The organism is Pseudomonas sp. DrBHI1 (genome assembly GCF_002205115.1).
Taxonomy (GTDB): domain Bacteria; phylum Pseudomonadota; class Gammaproteobacteria; order Pseudomonadales; family Pseudomonadaceae; genus Aquipseudomonas; species Aquipseudomonas mosselii.
The window spans coordinates 43,808-62,171 of the sequence record NZ_NIBE01000143.1 but is presented as its reverse complement, the minus strand read 5'-3'; the positions used below and the strand labels follow the sequence as shown (position 1 = coordinate 62,171).

2 protein-coding genes are annotated in these 18,364 nt (G+C 70.1%); both read left to right on the top strand.

Annotated features, from left to right (window positions below):
• Positions 1-3,793, top strand: a 3,793-nt coding sequence (locus CC207_RS28125) for an amino acid adenylation domain-containing protein (protein ID WP_256582362.1), incomplete at its 5' end; no start/stop codon positions are given.
• Positions 3,790-18,312 carry a non-ribosomal peptide synthetase gene (locus CC207_RS25775; protein WP_088853024.1) on the top strand — a complete coding sequence of 4,841 codons (14,523 nt, stop codon included), beginning with the start codon at positions 3,790-3,792 and terminating at the stop codon, positions 18,310-18,312. The genes CC207_RS28125 and CC207_RS25775, both read left to right, overlap by 4 nt.
• Positions 18,313-18,364: the final 52 nt, after the last annotated feature.

Sequence of the window (18,364 nt, the reverse complement as noted above, 5' to 3'; positions counted from 1 at the left end):
CGGCCGGATGTACCGCACGGGCGATCTGGTGCGCTGGAATGCCGACGGCACGCTGGACTACCAGGGCCGCAATGACGACCAGGTGAAGATACGTGGCGTGCGGGTCGAGCTGGGCGAGATCGAAGCCGCGCTGAAGGCTGAGCCGGGTATCGCGGATGCCGTGGTACTGGTGCGCAACGAACGCCTGCTGGCCTGGTTCACAGCAACCGCCGTGGTCGATCTCGACACCCTGCGCCAAGGGCTGCAAACCCGCCTTCCTGGCCACTTGATACCGCAAGCCTTCGTCCGCCTGGACGAGTTGCCACTGACCCGCCACGGCAAGCTGGACCGCAAGGCGCTGCCGGACCCTGATCCTTCGGCGGTGGCACGCCAGGTCTATGTCGCCCCAATCGGCGCGACCGAGGAGGCGATGGCCGCGATCTGGGCTGAAGTCCTGGGCATCGAACAGGTCGGTCGCCACGACAACTTCTTCGAACTCGGCGGCCACTCGCTGCTGGCGGTAAGCCTCACCGCGCGCCTGCGCCAGGCCGGCCTGCAGGCCGACGTGCGCACGTTGTTCGGCCAGCCGACGGTAGCGGCGTTGGCGGCGACCCTGGGCCATGGCCGCCAGGTCGAGGTGCCGGCCAACCGGATCCCGGCCGGCTGCACCCGGATCACTCCGGACATGCTGCCACTGGTGGACCTCGAACCGGCTGCCATCGAGCGCATCGTCGCCACGGTGCCGGGCGGCGCGGCCAACGTGCAGGACATCTACCCACTGGCGCCGTTGCAGGAGGGCATCCTTTACCACCACCTCAGCTCGCCGGAGCACGATCCCTATGTGCTGCAGTCGCGCATGGCCTTCACCAGCCGTGACCGGCTGTACACCTTCGTCGATGCGCTGGGCAAGGTCATCGCCCGTCATGACGTGCTGCGTACTTCAGTGCTGTGGGACGGCCTGCCGCAGGCATTGCAAGTGGTCTGGCGCCAGGCTGACCTGGCGTTGCTCGAGGTGGCTGAAGAGGCAGCGGTGCCCCACGCTTTGGCCCTGGATCAGGCGCCACTGGTGCGCCTGTACCACTGGCCGGACGCGCAGGGCGCCGGACGGCAGGCTGTGCTGCAGTTCCACCATATCGTCCTCGACCATACCGCGCTGGATGTGCTCGGCCGGGAACTGGTCGGTTATCTGCAAGGTGCGTCGGTGCCCGCCGAACAGGGCGCGCCGTACCGCAACTACGTGGCCCAGGCGCGGCTGGGCGTCAGCCAGGCCGAGCACGAGGCGTTCTTCCGCGAGCAGTTGGGGGATATCGACGAGCCGACCCTGCCGTTCGGCCTGAGTGATGTGCAGGTCGATGGGCTCGGTATCGAAGAGGCCCAGCTGTGGCTGGACGAACCCCTGGCCACCGCTCTGCGTCAGCAGGCCCGGCAGCTGGGCATCAGCGTCGCCAGCCTGTTCCACCTGGCCTACGCCCGCTTGCTGGCCGCCGCCAGCGACCGTGACAGCGTGGTATTCGGCACCGTGCTGCTCGGTCGCCTGGAAGGCGGCGCGGGAGCGGACCAGGCGCTGGGCATGTTCATCAACACCTTGCCGCTGCGCCTGGACCTTGCAGGCATCAACCTGCAGGACGCTGTGCGTCAGACCCAGCAGCGCCTGAGCGCCTTGCTCGCCCATGAACATGCCTCGCTGGCCCTGGCCCAACGTTGCAGCGGCGTGCCGGCCCCGGCGCCGCTGTTCAGCGCGATGCTCAACTACCGCCACGGCAGCCAGGCGGACGAGGAGCAGCGCCAGGCCCTGCAAGGCATCGAGACCCTCGACAGCAACGAGCGCAGCAACTATCCGCTGAGCCTGAGCGTGGACGATATTGGCGAGCGCTTCCGCCTGGTCACCCTGGCCCCGGCGGCGGTCGGCGCCGCGCGTGTCTGCGAGCAGATGCGCCGGGTGCTGGAGGCCATGGCCGAGGCCTTGGCCCATCAGCCACGGCAAGCGCTGCTGCAACTACCAGTGCTGTCGGGCGAGGAACGCGACCAGCTGGTGCACGACTTCAACCGCACGGCGCAGCCCCACGACCTGAATCGGACCCTCCAGGAACTGTTCGAGGCCCAGGCCTTGCGCAGGCCCGAGGCCGTTGCGCTCAGCGCCGAGCAGGGTGAACTCAGTTATGAGCAGCTCAATGCCCAGGCCAACCGCCTGGCCCATCACCTGATCGCGCTGGGCGTGCGGCCCGACGACCGGGTGGCGATCTGTGTCGAGCGCGGGCTGTCGCTGGTGGTCGGCCTGCTGGCGATCCTCAAGGCCGGTGGTGCCTATGTGCCGCTGGACCCCGACTATCCAGCCGAACGGATCCGCCACATGCTGGTCGACAGCCAGCCAAGGGCGGTCCTGGTGCAGACGGCCACCCGGGCGCTGATGGGGGATCTGCCACTGACGCAGGTTGATCTCGACCAGGCGGACTGGACCCGTCAGCCAAGCCACAACCCACAGGTGCCGGGCCTGACCGCCGCCAACCTGGCCTATGTGATCTACACCTCCGGCTCCACCGGGCTACCCAAGGGGGTGATGGTCGAGCACCGCAACGTGGTCAACCTGGTGCGCTGGAGCGCCGGGTTGTTCCCAGGTGAGGGTGCGTTGTTGCACAAGACCCCGGTGAGCTTCGACGCCTCGGTGTGGGAGCTGTTCTGGCCGCTGTGCAGCGGCGTGCGCCTGGTGCTGGCGCGCCCGGACGGCCACCGCGACCCGCAGTACGTGGCCGAGCTGATCCGCCAGCAACAGGTGGGCGTGGTGCAGTTTGTGCCGGCGCTGTTGCAACAGTTCCTCGAACACGACGCCAGCGCGGCCTGCGACAGCCTCACTGATATCGTCTGCGGCGGTGGCGAGCTGACCGAGGTCCTGGTGCGCCAGGTGCGCGAGCGCCTGCCACGGGCAAGGCTGCACAATGTCTACGGGCCGACCGAAACCACGGTCGATTGCAGCGTCTGCACTTTGCACCCGCAGGATCCGCTGACGCCGGGGGCGCTGCCGATTGGCCGGCCCATCGACAACACCCGTCTGTACGTGCTCGATGGCCACGACCAGCCTGTGCCATTGGGCGTCGCCGGCCAACTGCACATCGGTGGCGCCGGGGTGGCGCGTGGCTACCTGGGGTTGCCGGAGCAACAGGCCGAGCGCTTCATCGCCAGCCCGTTCGCCGACGGGGAGCGCCTGTACCGCAGTGGCGACCGTGTGCGCCAGCGCGCTGACGGCAGCCTTGAGTTCCTCGGCCGCACCGACCACCAGATCAAGCTGCGCGGCCTGCGCATCGAGCCGGGCGAGATCGAAGCCTGCCTCACCCGGGTGCCTGGGGTACGTGAAGCCGTGGTGCTGGTGCACGACGCCCAGCCGGCCGGCCCGCGCCTGGTGGCCTACGTCACCGGCGACGTGCCGCCCGCCGAGGCCTTGCGCGAAGCGCTGCTGGGGCAACTGCCCGAGTACATGGTCCCGGCGCTGTTCATGGCCCTCGACACCATGCCGCTGACCCCCAATGGCAAGCTTGACCGCAAGGCGCTGCCGCAGCCGGACCTGCCAGCGCGGGCCTACGAGGCGCCGCAGGGCGACACCGAACAGCTGCTGGCGCGTATCTGGGGCGAGCTGCTGGGCGTGGAGCGGATAGGGCGCCACGACAACTTCTTCGAACTGGGCGGCCACTCGCTGCTGGCCGTGACCCTAACCTCGCGCTTGCGCGAGGCGGGCCTGGAGGCCGACGTGCGCAGCCTGTTCGAACACCCGACGCTGGCAGGCTATGCCGCCATCACAGACAGAATGGAGATCGTCCTGTGAGCATCAACGAACTACTGGCGACCTTGGCCGCCAACAATGTCCAGCTGGCCCTCAAGGATGGCCAGCTGGTAGTCCAGGGCAATCGCCAGGCCCTGAGCGACGCCGCGTTGGTGGCGCGGCTGCGCGAGCACAAGCCGGCGCTGCTGGGGATGCTCGAGCGTGGCGAGTACGTGGCGGCGCGCCAGGGCAACGTCGAGGTACCGGAAAACCGCATTCCGGCCGGCTGCACTCGGATCACCCCAGCCATGCTCAGCCTGGTCGAACTCGATCAGGCCAGCATCGACCAACTGGTCGAAGGCGTGCCCGGCGGCGCGGTCAATGTGCAGGACATCTACCCGCTGGTGCCGTTGCAGCAAGGCATGCTGTTCCACCATGCCAGCGCCGGCGACCACGATCCCTACGTGATGCAGGCGCGCTTCGTGTTCGCCAGCAGCGCCCGGGTCGAGGCCTTCGCGCAGGCCCTGCAAGGGGTGATCGACCGTCACGACATCCTGCGCACCTCGGTGCACTGGAAGGCCCTGGAGACGCCGGTGCAGGTGGTCTGGCGCCGGGCCCGGCTGCGGGTCATCCAGCTCGCCGAGGGCCAGCTGCCGGACAGCGGCTTCGACCTGACCCAGGCACCGTTGATCCGCCTGCAATGCCAGGCGCCGGAGGCGGATGGGCAGGTCCACGCGACCCTGCAGTTCCACCACGTGGCCATGGACCACAGCGCCCTTGAGGTGGTGCGCCACGAGATGCTCGCCTTCCTGCTCGGCGAAAGTGCCCGGCTGGGCCGCCCGCTGCCGTTCCGCAACCATGTGGCCCAAGCCCTGCTGGGCATCGGCGAGGCCGAGCACGAGGCGTTCTTCCGCGACATGCTCGGCGGCGTGGACGCGCCGACCCTGGCCTATGGCCTGGCCGATGTGCAGGGCGATGGCGCGGCGCTGAACGAGCACGCGCTGGACCTCGACCTGGCGTTGTGTCGCGAGCTGCGCGCCCATGCCCGCAGCCAGGGGGTGAGCGTCGCCAGCCTGTTCCACCTGGCCTGGGCACGGGTGCTGGGCGGCCTGACCGGGCGCGACCAGGTGGTGTTCGGCACCGTGCTGATGGGCCGCCTGCAAGGCGCCGAGGCTACCGACCGGGCGCTGGGCATCTTCATCAACACGCTGCCGTTGCGGGTGGACCTGGACGACGCCGACTTGGCCTGCGCGATCAAGGCCACCCACCAGCGCCTGAGCACGCTGATGCGCCATGAGCACGCGCCCCTGGCCCTGGCCCAGCGCTGCAGCGGCGTGGCAGCGCCGTCGCCGCTGTTCAATGCCTTGCTCAACTACCGCCACAGCGCGGCCTCGGGCTCCGAGGCGGTGCTGCGCGCCGGCTGGGCCGGGATCGAGATCGTGCATGCCGCCGAAGCCACCAACTACCCTTTGACCCTGAGTGTCGACGACTTCGGCGAAGCCTTCCGCCTGACCCTGCTGGCCAGTCCCGAGGTGCCGGCACGGCGCGTCTGCGCCTATCTGGAGCAGACCCTGCGCAGCCTGCTTGCGGCGACGCCCGCCACTGAAGTCAGGGCGCTGCCGATGCTGCCTGCCGACGAGCGTGAGGAGCTGCTGGAAACCTTCAACCAGACCCCGGGCATCGAACAGCCGCACGGTCCGCTGCATCGGCGCATCGAGGCCGTGGCCCAGGTCCATCCCCATGCCCTGGCCGCCACTGCCAACGAGCAGTCGCTGACCTACCAGCACCTGAACCAGCGCGCCAATGCCCTGGCCCACCACCTGATCGATCTGGGCGTTCGTCCCGACGACCGCGTGGCAGTGTTCGCCCGCCGTGGCCTGGACACGCTGATTGGCCTGGTCGCGGTGCTCAAGGCCGGCGCCGGCTACGTGCCGGTGGACCCGGGCCACCCGGACGAGCGTGTGCGCTACCTGCTCGACGACAGCGCGCCAGTGGCCGTGTTGACCCAACACGGCTTGCGGGGTCGCCTGGGTGGGATCACGGTGCCCGTGCTGGTGCTCGATCAGCCTGACTGGCCGCAGCGGTTGGACGACCCCGTCGTCGCCCTGGGACCGGAACACCTGGCCTACGTGATCTACACCTCGGGCTCCACCGGGCAGCCGAAGGGGGTGATGGTCGAGCACCGCACCCTGAACAACCTGGTGGACTGGCACTGCCGGGCCTTCGACCTGTGCCTGGGCCGGCACACTTCGAGCCTGGCCGGTTTCGGCTTCGACGCCATGGCCTGGGAGGTCTGGCCGGCGCTATGCGCCGGGGCCACCCTGCACCTGGCACCCGCCGGCGAGGGCCACGAGGACCTCGATGCGTTGCTGGCCTGGTGGCGCGAGCAACCGCTGGATATCAGCTTCCTGCCGACGCCGGTGGCCGAATACGCTTTCAGTCATCAGCTCGGACACCCGACCCTGCGTACCCTGCTGATCGGCGGCGATCGTCTGCGTCAGTTCAATCGCACCCAGACCTTCGCCGTGGTCAACAACTACGGCCCGACCGAGACCACCGTGGTGGCCAGTTCCGGGGTGCTGGAGGCGGGGGGCGCGCTGCACATCGGCGGCCCCGTGGACAATGCCCGTCTGTACGTGCTCGACGCCGATCTGCAGCACGTGCCATTGGGCGTGGCGGGCGAGCTGTACATCGGCGGCTCCGGCGTCGCCCGTGGCTACCTCGGCCGCCCGCAGCTGACCGCCGAGCGTTTTCTGGACGATCCGTTCTCTACAACGCCGGGCGCGCGCATGTACCGCACCGGTGACCTGGTGCGTTGGCTGGCCGACGGCACCCTCGACTATCTGGGGCGCAACGACGACCAGGTGAAGATTCGCGGGGTGCGCATCGAGCTGGGAGAAATCGAGAACCGGCTGAACAGCCTGCCGGGCATCGGCGAGGCCGTGGTGGTGGCCCGCGAGGACCAGCCTGGCCAGCCGCGGCTGGTGGCGTATTTCACCGCGCAAGCCGGCCTCGAGGCGCCCTTGCCTGAGATCCTGCGCACGCAACTGCTCGCCCATCTGCCGGAGTACATGGTGCCGGTGGCCTTCGTCGCCCTGCAGGCGCTGCCGCTGACCGCCAACGGCAAGCTCGACCGCCGGGCGTTGCCGGCACCGGAGCGTTCGGCGCTGTTCGAGCGTGGCTACGTGGCCCCCGAGGGTGAACTGGAAAGCGCCCTGGCCCAGCTGTGGGCCGAACTGCTGCAGGTGGAACAGGTCGGGCGGCATGACCATTTCTTCGCCCTGGGTGGCCATTCGCTGCTGGCCATGCGCATGGTGTCCCAGGTGCGCCTGCGGCTCGGCGTCGAGCTGACCCTGGCCGAGCTGTTCGCCAATCCCGAGCTGGCCGCCGTGGCCCAAGTGCTGGCCAGCGCCGGGCACAGCGCGCTGCCGGCCATTGTCGCGGTGTCCCGCGAGCAGCCCCTGCCGTTGTCGTTCGCCCAGCAGCGCCTGTGGTTCCTGGCCCAGCTGGAGGGCGGCAGCCAGGCCTATAACGTGCCGCTGGCCCTGGGCCTGCGCGGCTCGCTGGATGCCGACGCGCTGGAGCGTGCCCTGCTGTGCATCGTCGCGCGCCATGAGGGCCTGCGCAGCCGCTTCGTGCCCGCAGGCGACAGTGCCGAGGTGCACATCGCCGACAGACCGCAACCGGGCTGGCTGCGGCGCCTGAGCCTGGCGCCCGATGACCTGGCCGCGCACCTGCAGGCCGAGGCCACCGCGCCGTTCGACCTGGTCGAGGGGCCCTTGCTGCGCGCCAGCCTGCTGCGCCTGGAGGATCAGCACCATGTGCTGCTGCTGACCCTGCACCATATCGTCGCCGACGGCTGGTCCCTCGGCGTGCTGACCCGTGAGCTGGGCGCGCTGTACCCGGCCATGCGCCAGGGCCTGGACGATCCGTTGCCGACCCTGGGGATCCAGTACGGTGACTACGCCGTGTGGCAGCGGCGCTGGCTGGCCGGTGAGCAGCTGCAACGCCAGGCCGACTACTGGCGCCAGGCCCTGGATGGCGCGCCGACCCTGTTGAGCCTGCCGAGTGATCGGCCACGGCCGCCACGCCAGGACTTCAGCGGCGCCAGCCTGGCGCTGCAGTTGGATGCGCGTCTCGGTGCCGGCCTGCGGGCGCTGGCCCAGCGGCATCAGGCGACCCTGTACATGGTGCTGCTCAGTGCCTGGGCCGCGACCTTGGCACGTCTGTCCGGGCAAAATGAGGTCGTGGTGGGCTGCCCGGTGGCCGGACGCGGCCATGCCGAGCTGGAGCCGCTGGTGGGGTTGTTCGTCAACACCCTGGCGCTGCGCATCGACATGTCGGGCGCGCCGAGCAGCGAGCGCCTGCTGGGTCAGGTGAAGGCCCGCCTGCTCGACGCCCAGGCGCATCAGGACCTGCCGTTCGAGCAGGTGGTGGAGATCGTCCGCCCGGCGCGCAGCCTCGGCCATACGCCGTTGTTCCAGACCACCCTCAACTGGCTGGCCACCGAGGGCGCCGCGCCGAGCCTGGCGGGATTGCGCCTGGAGGGCGTGGCCCAGGCCAACCAGGTGGCCAAGTTCGACCTGTCGCTGAGCATGGGCGAGCAGGGCGAGGCGCTGGTCGGCAGCCTCGAGTACGCCACGGCGCTGTTCGATGAAAGCAGCGTGCGCCGTTTCGCCGGTTACTTCGAGCGCCTGCTGCAGACGATGGTCGCCAACGACCAGGCCTCCCTGGCCGAGGTCGAACTGGTCGGTGACGTCGAACGCCGGCGCCTGCTGCAGACCTTCAACGGCAGTGCCCGGCCATTCCCGGTCGACCAGACCCTGCCGACCCTGATCGAGGCCCAGGCCACCCGTGCCCCACAGGCGCTGGCCGCCGTGGCCGGCGATGCACGCCTGAGCTACGGCGAGCTGAACCAGCGCGCCAACGCCCTGGCCCATCACCTGATCGAACGGGGCGTGGGGCCCGACGACCGGGTGGCGGTGGTCGCCCGGCGCGGGTTGGATACCCTGGTGGCGCTGCTGGCGGTGCTCAAGGCCGGTGGCGCCTATGTGCCGGTGGACCCGACGCATCCGGATGAGCGCCTGCGCTACCTGCTCGAAGACAGCGCCCCCGTGGTGGTCCTGGCCCAGCAGGTGTTGCTGGCGCGCCTGGAGGGGTTGGCCGTGCCCGTGTTGGCACTGGACCGGGCGGACTGGCCGGCGCGCACGGACAATCCCGGGCGGCACGACCTGTTGGCCAGCCACCTGGCCTACGTGATCTACACCTCCGGCTCCACCGGGCAGCCCAAGGGCGTGATGGTCGAGCACCGTACCCTGGCCAACCTGGTGCACTGGCACTGCAAGGCCTTCGAGCTGGGCGCCGGCGAGCACACTGCCAGCGTCGCCGGCTTCGGCTTCGACGCCATGGCCTGGGAGGTCTGGCCGGCCCTGTGCGCCGGCGCGGTGCTGCACCTGCCACCGGCCGAGCTGGGCAACGAGCAGCTCGACGGGCTGCTGGCCTGGTGGCTGGAGCAACCGCTGAAGGTGGCCTTCCTGCCGACACCGGTCGCCGAATATGCCTTCACCCAGGGGCTGCGCCATCCGACCCTGCGCACCCTGCTGATCGGTGGCGACCGCCTGCGCCAGTTCACCAGCGATCCGGGCTGCGTGGTGGTCAACAACTACGGCCCCACCGAGGCGACGGTGGTCGCCACCTCCGGCCTGGTGCTGCCGGGCGGGGCGCTGGACATCGGCCGGCCGATCGCCAATGCCCGGGTCTACCTGCTGGACGAGGCGCGGCAACTGGTACCGTGCGGCGTGACCGGCGAGCTCTACGTGGGCGGTGCCGGGGTGGCGCGGGGCTATCTGAACCGTGCGCAACTGACGGCCGAGCGCTTCCTCGACGACCCGTTCAGCGAGCAGCCCGGCGCACGCATGTACCGCACTGGCGACCTGGCCCGCTGGAACGCCGACGGCACCCTGGACTACCTGGGCCGCAACGACGACCAGGTGAAGGTGCGCGGCCTGCGCATCGAGCTGGGCGAGATCGAGGCACAACTGCTGGCCTTGCCCGGCGTCGCCGAAGCGCTGGTGCTGGCCCGCGAGGACCAGCCCGGCCAGCCGCGACTGGTGGCCTACTACATTGCCGGCCCCGAGGCGCAGCCGGTCGGTGCCCTGCGCGCCGCCCTGCAGCAGCGCCTGCCGGCCTACATGGTGCCGGCGGCCCTGGTGCGCCTGGATGCCTGGCCATTGACCGCCAACGGCAAGGTCGACCGCCGGGCGCTGCCGTTGCCTGAGCGCGAGGCGTCGGCCAGCCAGGCCCACGAGGCCGCCGAAGGCGCCCTGGAAACGGCCCTGGCGGAGCTCTGGTGCGAGCTGCTGCAGCTGGAACGGGTGGGGCGCCAGGACCGCTTCTTCGAATTGGGCGGCCATTCGCTGCTGGCCATGCGCATGGTCGGCCAGGTGCGTGCACGCCTCGGCCGGGAGTTGTCGCTGGGCGAGCTGTTCGCCGATGACCGTCTGCTGGCGGTGGCGGCGACCCTGGCCGAGCGCGGCGGCGAGGTGCTGCCGGCCATCGAACCGACGCCCCGTGGCCAGTCCCTGCCGCTGTCGTTCGCCCAGCAGCGCCTGTGGTTCCTGGCGCAGATGGACGATGCCAGCGCCGCCTACCATATTCCCCTGGGCTTGGTCATGCGCGGCCCGCTGGACCGTGCGGCGCTGGAGCGGGCACTGGGGCGCATCATCGAGCGTCACGAAAGCCTGCGCAGCCACTTCACCCAGGAAGGCGCCGAGGCGCGGGTGCGCGTGGCCCCAGGGCGTGGCGGCTTCGCCCTGGTCTGGCACGACCTGCGCGGCGCCGCTCAGCAGTTGCCCGAACTGATGCACGCCGAAGCGCTGCTGCCCTTCGACCTGGCGCACCAGTTGCCGGTGCGCGGCCGCCTGCTGTGCCTGGCGGCGGAGCATCATGTGCTGCTGCTGACCTTGCACCATATCGTCGCCGATGGCTGGTCGATGGGGGTGTTCACCCAGGAGCTGGCGGCGCTGTACCGGGCCTTCAGCGCAGGGCGCGACGACCCGCTGCCGGCGCTGGCGATCCAGTACGGCGACTACGCCCTGTGGCAGCGCCGCTGGCTGGCCGGCGAGGCGCTGCAGCGCCAGGGCGAATACTGGCAACAGGCACTGGCCGGCGCGCCGGTGCTGCTGACCCTGCCGACCGACCGGCCGCGGCCGGCCCGCCAGGACTATCACGGTGACCGGGTCGAGATACGTTTGGACCGGCGTCTGAGCGAAGACCTCAAGGCGCTGTGCCTGCGCCACGGGGTCACCCCGTTCATGCTGTTCGGCGCCGCCTGGGCGGCGCTGCTGGCGCGGCTGTCCGGCCAGGCCGAGGTGGTGATCGGCACGCCGGTGGCCAACCGTCGGCAGGCCGAGGTCGAAGGGCTGATCGGGCTGTTCGTCAACTCCCTGGCCCTGCGCATCGATACCGCCGGACTGCCGGACGTCGGCGCGCTGTTGGCGCGGGTCAAGGCCTGCGTCAGCCAGGCCCAGGACCATCAGGACCTGCCGTTCGAACAGGTGGTGGAACTGCTGCACCCGCCGCGCAGCCTGGCCCATACCCCGCTGTACCAGGTGTCGCTGGCCTGGAACGGCGTCCCGGCCGAGGCCCTGCAACTGGGCGACCTGCAACTGGAGGCGCTGGGCGGCGCGCAGACCTTCGCCAAGTTCGACCTGACCCTGAGCCTGGGCGAGACCGCCGACGGCTACGGCGGTGCCCTGGAGTTCGCCACGGCGCTGTTCGACCGGGCGACCATCGAGCGCCATGTCGGCTACCTGGAGCAACTGCTATGGGCGATGGCTGGCAGTGACCAGGCGGTGCCGGCGAAGGTCGAGCTGCTGGGCGCCGCCGAGCGTCGCCAGGAGCTGGTGACCTGCAATGCCAGCGAATTGGTCGGCGGCTTGCAGCAACCGGTGCAGGCTTTGTTCGAGGCGCAGGTGGCGCGCATGCCGCAGGCGTTGGCGGTGCAGGCCGAGGACGGCCAGATGAGCTACCGGCAACTGAACGAGGCGGCCAACCGCCTGGCCCATCAACTGATCGCCCAGGGCGTGGTCGCCGACAGCCGGGTCGCGGTGTGCCTGGCCCGTGGGCCGCAGTTGCTGGTCGGACTGCTGGCGGTGCTCAAGGCCGGCGGCGCTTACGTGCCGCTGGACCCGGGCTACCCCGACGAACGCCTGGCCTACATGCTTGCCGACAGCGCGCCGCTGGCGTTGCTGGTGGATGCCGGCAGCCGCGGGCGCTTCGCCGACAGCCGGGTACCGCGCCTGGACCTCGATCAGCCGGCCTGGGCCGGCCAGTCGCCGGACAATCCGCAAGTCCCGGGGCTGGGGGCCCGCCACCTGGCTTACGTGATCTACACCTCCGGCTCCACGGGCACGCCGAAAGGGGTGATGGTCGAGCACCGCAGCCTGTGCAACCTGGTGCACTGGAGCTCGCGGCTGATCGCCCCGACCGTCGAGGGCGCGCTGCTGCACAAGACCCCGGTGAGCTTCGACGCCTCGGTGTGGGAATTGTTCTGGCCGCTGTGCGCCGGCCTGCGCCTGGTGCTGGCGCGTCCGGACGGCCAGCGCGATCCGGCCTACCTGGCGGCGCTGATCCAGCGCCAGCGGGTCAGCGTGGTGCAGTTCGTGCCGGCGCTGCTGCAGCAGTTCCTTGCCCTGGAGGCCAGCGCGGCCTGCGACAGCCTCACCGATATCGTCTGCGGCGGCGGCGAGCTGACCACGGCATTGCTGCAACAGGTGCGCGAGCGCCTGCCACAGGTGCGGCTGCACAACGTCTATGGCCCGACCGAGGCTACCGTCGATTGCAGCGTCTGGACCCTGGAGCCTGGGCAAGCGCTGCCTGTAAGCGCGCCACCGATCGGCCGGCCGATCGCCAATACCCGGCTGTACGTGCTCGACCGCAACGGCCTGCCGGTGCCCCGTGGCGTGGTGGGCGAGCTGCACATCGGCGGCGTCGGCGTGGCCCGTGGCTACCTGGGCCTGCCGGAACTGGATGCCGAGCGCTTCGGCGACAGCCCGTTCGTGGTCGGTGAGCGCCTATACCGCAGCGGCGACCTGGTGCGCCGCCGCGCCGACGGCGAGCTGGAATTCCTCGGCCGCGACGATTTCCAGGTCAAGCTGCATGGCCTGCGCATCGAACTGGGCGAGATCGAGGCGTGCCTGGCCAGTCATCCGGCCATTCGTGAAGTGGCGGTGCTGCTGCGTGGCGAACGGCTGGTCGCCTGGTTTACCGCCCATGATGAGGCGCCTGGAATCGAGTCACTACGTCGGCATGCCCTGGCGCAGCTGCCGGACTACATGGTGCCGTCGGCCTATGTGGCGATGCCGGCCATGCCGCTGACCGCCAACGGCAAGCTCGACCGCCAGGCGCTGCCCGAGCCCGGCGCCGAGTCTGTGCTCAGCCGTGCCTACGAGGCGCCGCAAGGCGAGGCCGAAACCCATCTGGCAGCGCTTTGGGCCGAGCTGCTGAACGTGTCGAGGGTAGGGCGCCAGGACCACTTCTTCGAACTGGGCGGCCACTCGCTGCTGGCGGTGACCCTGATTGCCCGCCTGCGTGCCGAGGGCCTGGAGGCGGATATCCGCGTGTTGTTCGCCGAGCCGACCCTGGCCGCCCTGGCCGCGACCCTGGGCCAGCATGGCGGGCCCCGGGTGCCGGCCAACCGCATTGGCGCCGGCTGCCGACGCATCACCCCGGACCTGCTGGCGCTGGTGGCGCTGGACCAGGCGGCCATCGACCGCATCGTCGCCCAGGTCCCGGGTGGTGCCGCCAATGTGCAGGACATCTACCCGCTGGGGCCGCTGCAGGCGGGGATTCTCTACCACCACCTGGCCAGCGAGGGTGATGATCCGTACCTGTTGCAGGCGCGTTTCGCCGTGGCCGACCGCGCGCGGCTGGAGGCGCTGCAGCGGGCCTTGGACCAGGTAATCGCCCGTCACGATATCCTGCGTTCCTCGCTGTACTGGGACGGCCTCGCCGAACCGGTGCAGGTGGTGTGGCGCCAGGCATCGCTGCCGGTACAGGAGGTGACCCCGCAGACGCCGCCGGTCTTGCGCCTGGACCTGACCCGCGCCCCCATGCTGCGCTTGCTGCACAGCCAGGACCCGGCCAGCGGTCGCATCACCGCGACCTTGCTGTTCCACCACCTGGTCATGGACCATGTGGCCCAGGATGTGCTGCGCGCCGAACTGCAGGCCTGCCTGCTTGGCGAGCAGCACCGGTTGCCCGCGCCGGTGCCGTACCGCAACTACATCGCCCAGGTGCTGCACGGCGCGGACGAGGCCGGGCACGAGGCGTTCTTCCGCGAACAACTGGGCGACATTGACGAGCCAACCTTGCCCTACGGACCGCATCCGCTGGCGCATCAGGGCGCCGAGGCCGAAGCTCGGATACTGCTGGACGACGGGCTGGCGCGATGCCTGCGCGAGCAAGCGCGATTGCTGGGTGTCGGTGCCGCTAGCCTGATGCACTTAGCCTGGGGGATGGTGCTGGGGCAGTTGTCGGGGCGCGACAGCGTGGTGTTCGGCACCGTGCTGCTCGGTCGCCTGCAGGGTGGCGAAGGCGTGGAGCGCGCCCTGGGCGTGTTCATCAACACCTTGCCGCTGCGTCTGGAGGTGGGCCGCCTGCCGGTACGCGAGGCGTTGCTCGACACCCACCGCCGGCTTACCGGGCTGCTGGTGCACGAGCATGCGCAACTGGCCCTGGCCCAGCGTTGCAGCGCGCTGCCGCCCGGCGCGCCGCTGTTCAGCGCCTTGCTCAACTACCGTCACAGTGCCACGGCCCTGGTCCGCGACAGCGCGGCCGGGCGTGCCTGGGAAGGCATCGAGCTGCTGCATGCCGAGGAACGCAGCAACTACCCGCTGGCCATGAGCATCGACGACCTGGGCGAAGGCTTCGGCCTGACCGCGCAGTGCGCGCCGGGCCTGGATGCGCGGCGCCTGTGCGGTTATCTGCAGCAGGCGCTGGAAAACCTGGTCGAGGCCCTGGCGCAGGATCCCGAGCGAGGCCTGGAACAGCTGGACATCGTGCCGGCCGACGAACGCCAGCGGCTCTTGGTGGGTTACAACGCCACGCAGCGTGACTACCCGCGGCAACTGCCCGTGCAGCATCTGTTCGAGCAGCAAGTGGCGCGGCACCCGCTTGCGCTGGCGGCGCGCCATGATGAACGTCAACTCACCTATGGCGAACTCAACGAGCAAGCCAACCGCCTGGCCCATTGGCTGATCGGCGAGGGCGTGGCGGCAGGTGACCCGGTGGCGATCCTGCTGCCGCGTTCGTTGCCGTTGCTGGTGGCGCAACTGGCCGTGCTCAAGTGCGCGGCCATCTATGTGCCGTTGGACATCAACGCCCCGGCCGAGCGTCAGGCATTCATGGTTCAGGACTGCCAGGCGGTGGCGCTGCTGACCCTCGGCAGCCTGGCGGCGGAATGCGAGGCGCGGCGCATCGATCTGGATTGCCTGGCCCTCGACGACCAGCCGGCGCACAACCCAAACCTCGCGCAGGAGGCCGACGCGGTGGCCTACGTGATGTACACCTCGGGCTCCACCGGCACGCCGAAGGGAGTGCGGGTGACCCATCGCGGCATCACCCGGCTGGTGCTGAACAACGGCTATGCCGACTTCGACGCCAGCGACCGTTTCGCCTTTGTCTCCAACCCGGCGTTCGACGCCGCCACCCTGGATGTCTGGGGCGGCCTGCTCAACGGCGGCCAGGTGCTGGTGATCGATCACCAGACCCTGGTCGAGCCGGCGCAGTTCGCCAGCGCGTTGCGCCAGGGCGGCGCCAGCGTGATGTTCGTCACCACGGCGCTGTTCAACCAGTATGTGCAGCTGATCCCCGAGGCCCTGGCAGGGCTGCGGGTCCTGCTGTGCGGCGGCGAGCGCGGCGAGCCCGCCAGTTTCCGGGCGTTGCTGGCGCGGGCGCCGAGCCTGCGCCTGGTGCACTGCTACGGGCCCACCGAGACCACCACCTTCGCCACCGCCTGCACCGTGCGGGCCGTGGCCGACGGCGCCGAGCACGTGCCAATCGGCGGCCCGATCGGCAATACCACGGCCTATGTCCTCGATGCACACGGGCGGCTGTTGCCCGAAGGCGTGACTGGCGAGCTGTACATTGGCGGCGACGGCGTCGCGCTGGGCTACCTGAATCGCCCGCAACTGACGGCCGAACGTTTCCTCGACGACCCGTTCGGTGCTGGGCCTGGCGCGAGGTTGTACCGCACCGGCGACCTGGCCCGCTGGCGTGATGACGGCCAGCTGGAATGCCTGGGCCGCACCGACGATCAGGTGAAGATCCGTGGTTTCCGCATCGAGCTGGGCGAGATCGAGCAGCACCTGGCCCAGTGCCCGGGCGTCGACGAAGTCGTGGTCATGGCCCTGCGCCTGGAACAGGGGCCGCTGCGCCTGGTGGCCTGGTACACCCGCACCGACACGGCCCTCGATGGTGTGGCGCTGCGTGGCTTCCTGCGCGAACGGCTGCCGGAGTACATGCTGCCGGCGGCGTTCGTCGCGCTTGCGGCGCTTCCGTTGACCAACAATGGCAAGGTCGACCGCCGGGCGTTGCCACTGCCAGGTGCCCAGGACCTTGCAGTGGCGGTGTTCGAGGCCGCTGCAACGCCGGTCGAGCAGGCGTTGGCCGCGCTGTGGGCGCAGGTGCTGGAAGTCGAGCGGGTGGGGCGCCATGACAGCTTCTTCGAACTGGGCGGGCATTCGCTGTCGGCGATCCGCCTGGTGGGCGAGATGCGCCAGGCCGGCCTGCACACGACCCTGGCGGAGTTGTTCCAGCACCCGACCATCGCCACCCTGGCAGCGCGCCTGGGCGAGGGCGCGGACGAGGACGAAGGCCTGGTCACGGTGCGCGCCGCAGGCAGCCAGCCGGCATTGTTCCTGATCCACGAGTTCAGTGGCCTGGACCTGTACTTCCCGGTCCTGGGGCGGCATATCGAAGGTGATTTCCCCGTCTACGGCCTGGCTGGCGTCGCCCCCGGGGAAGCGCAGCTGAACACCATGGAGTGCCTGGCGGCGCGCCTGGTAGGGCGGATCCGCGCCGTGCAGCCCCACGGGCCGTATCGGCTGGCGGGCTGGTCGTTCGGCGGCGTGCTGGCCTACGAGGTGGCCGCGCAGTTGCTGGGCGCGGACGAGCCGGTGGCCTTCGTCGGCCTCATCGACACCTACGTGCCGCGCCTGAGCGACCAGGGCAAGGCGCGCTGGCAAGGGCCGCATCTGTTGCAAGGACAGCTGTTGCTGCATTGCCGGGTGCATTGGCAGGCGCAGGGCGAGGCGGGGGCGGCGCAGTTGGCCGAAATCGAGGCATTGCAGCCCGGGGCGCTGGCCTTCGATGCGCTGCTCGCCCACTGCCGTGAGCGCCAGCTCCTGGTGCCCGGCCTGGTCCAGGCCAGCGACGGGCAATTGCGCCACTTCTTCGAGCGTCACCTGGCCCATGGGCATGCCTTGGCGCATTACCGCCTGGCACCGTTGCCGGTGCCACTGCACCTGTTCCTGGCCGAGCAGCGCAGCGCCGGCATCGTCACCGACAGCCCGACCCTGGGTTGGGCCGAGGCCTTGCCGGGGCAGGCGTTGCATTGCCTGAGCGTGCCGGGCGACCACCAGAGCATGGTGCAGGATCCGCAGGCGGCGGTGTTGGGCCAGGCCATCGCGCAGGCGATGCAGGCCGCTCCCGGTCTGTTGCCGCCGGCGCACCAGCCGCTGCTGGCGATCCAGAGCGGTACGCCGTCCCATATGCCGGTGTTCTGCGTGCCGGGGGCCGGTGACAGCGTGACCAGTTTTATCGGCCTGGCCGAGGCGCTGGGGCCGGACTGGCCGGTGCATGGCTTGCAGGCCCGGGGCCTTGCCGTGGGTGAGGTGCCGCACAGCGCGGTGGAGGCCGCCGCCGACTGCCATGTCCGGGCCATCGAGGCGCTGTACCCCGAAGGCCCGTTGAACCTGGTCGGGCATTCGTTCGGTGGCTGGGTGGCCCATGCCATGGCGCTACGCCTGCAGGCCAAGGGGCGTGAAGTGCGCTCCCTGACCCTGATCGACAGCGAGGCGCCGGGCGCGGGGGGCAGTTGCGGCAAACCGTACACCTTTACCCAGGCCCTGCAGCGGCTGATCGAGTCGTTGCAGCTGTCCACCGGCAAGTCGTTGGGCATCGAACCTGCGGTCTTTGCCGAAGCTGCCGATCAGGAGCAACTGCGCCAGTTGCACGCGGCCATGGTGCGGGTCGGCCTGATGCCGTCGCGTTCTTCGGCTCAGGCGCTCGAGGGCGTGGTGCGGACCTTCGCCACGGCCCTGCGCACGGTGTACCGTCCCGACGGCGGGTTCAACGGTCTGGCGCGGCTGGTACTGGTGGCTGATCCGAGCCTGGATCTCGCCGGCAACCAGCGTGAACAGCAGGCCATGGAGCAGGGCTGGCGCGAGTGGCTGCCGCAACTGGAGGTATGGCAGGGGCCGGGCAACCACTTCAGCATCCTCAAGGTGCCGGATGTGTTCAGCCTGGCGGCGTGGTGGCATGACGGGCAGGCCCTGTATCACGGCAGGGTGAAGCAGTAACACCGTCGTGGGCGCGGGCCATGCCCGCGCCCACGGGACCTCAGCGGATTCT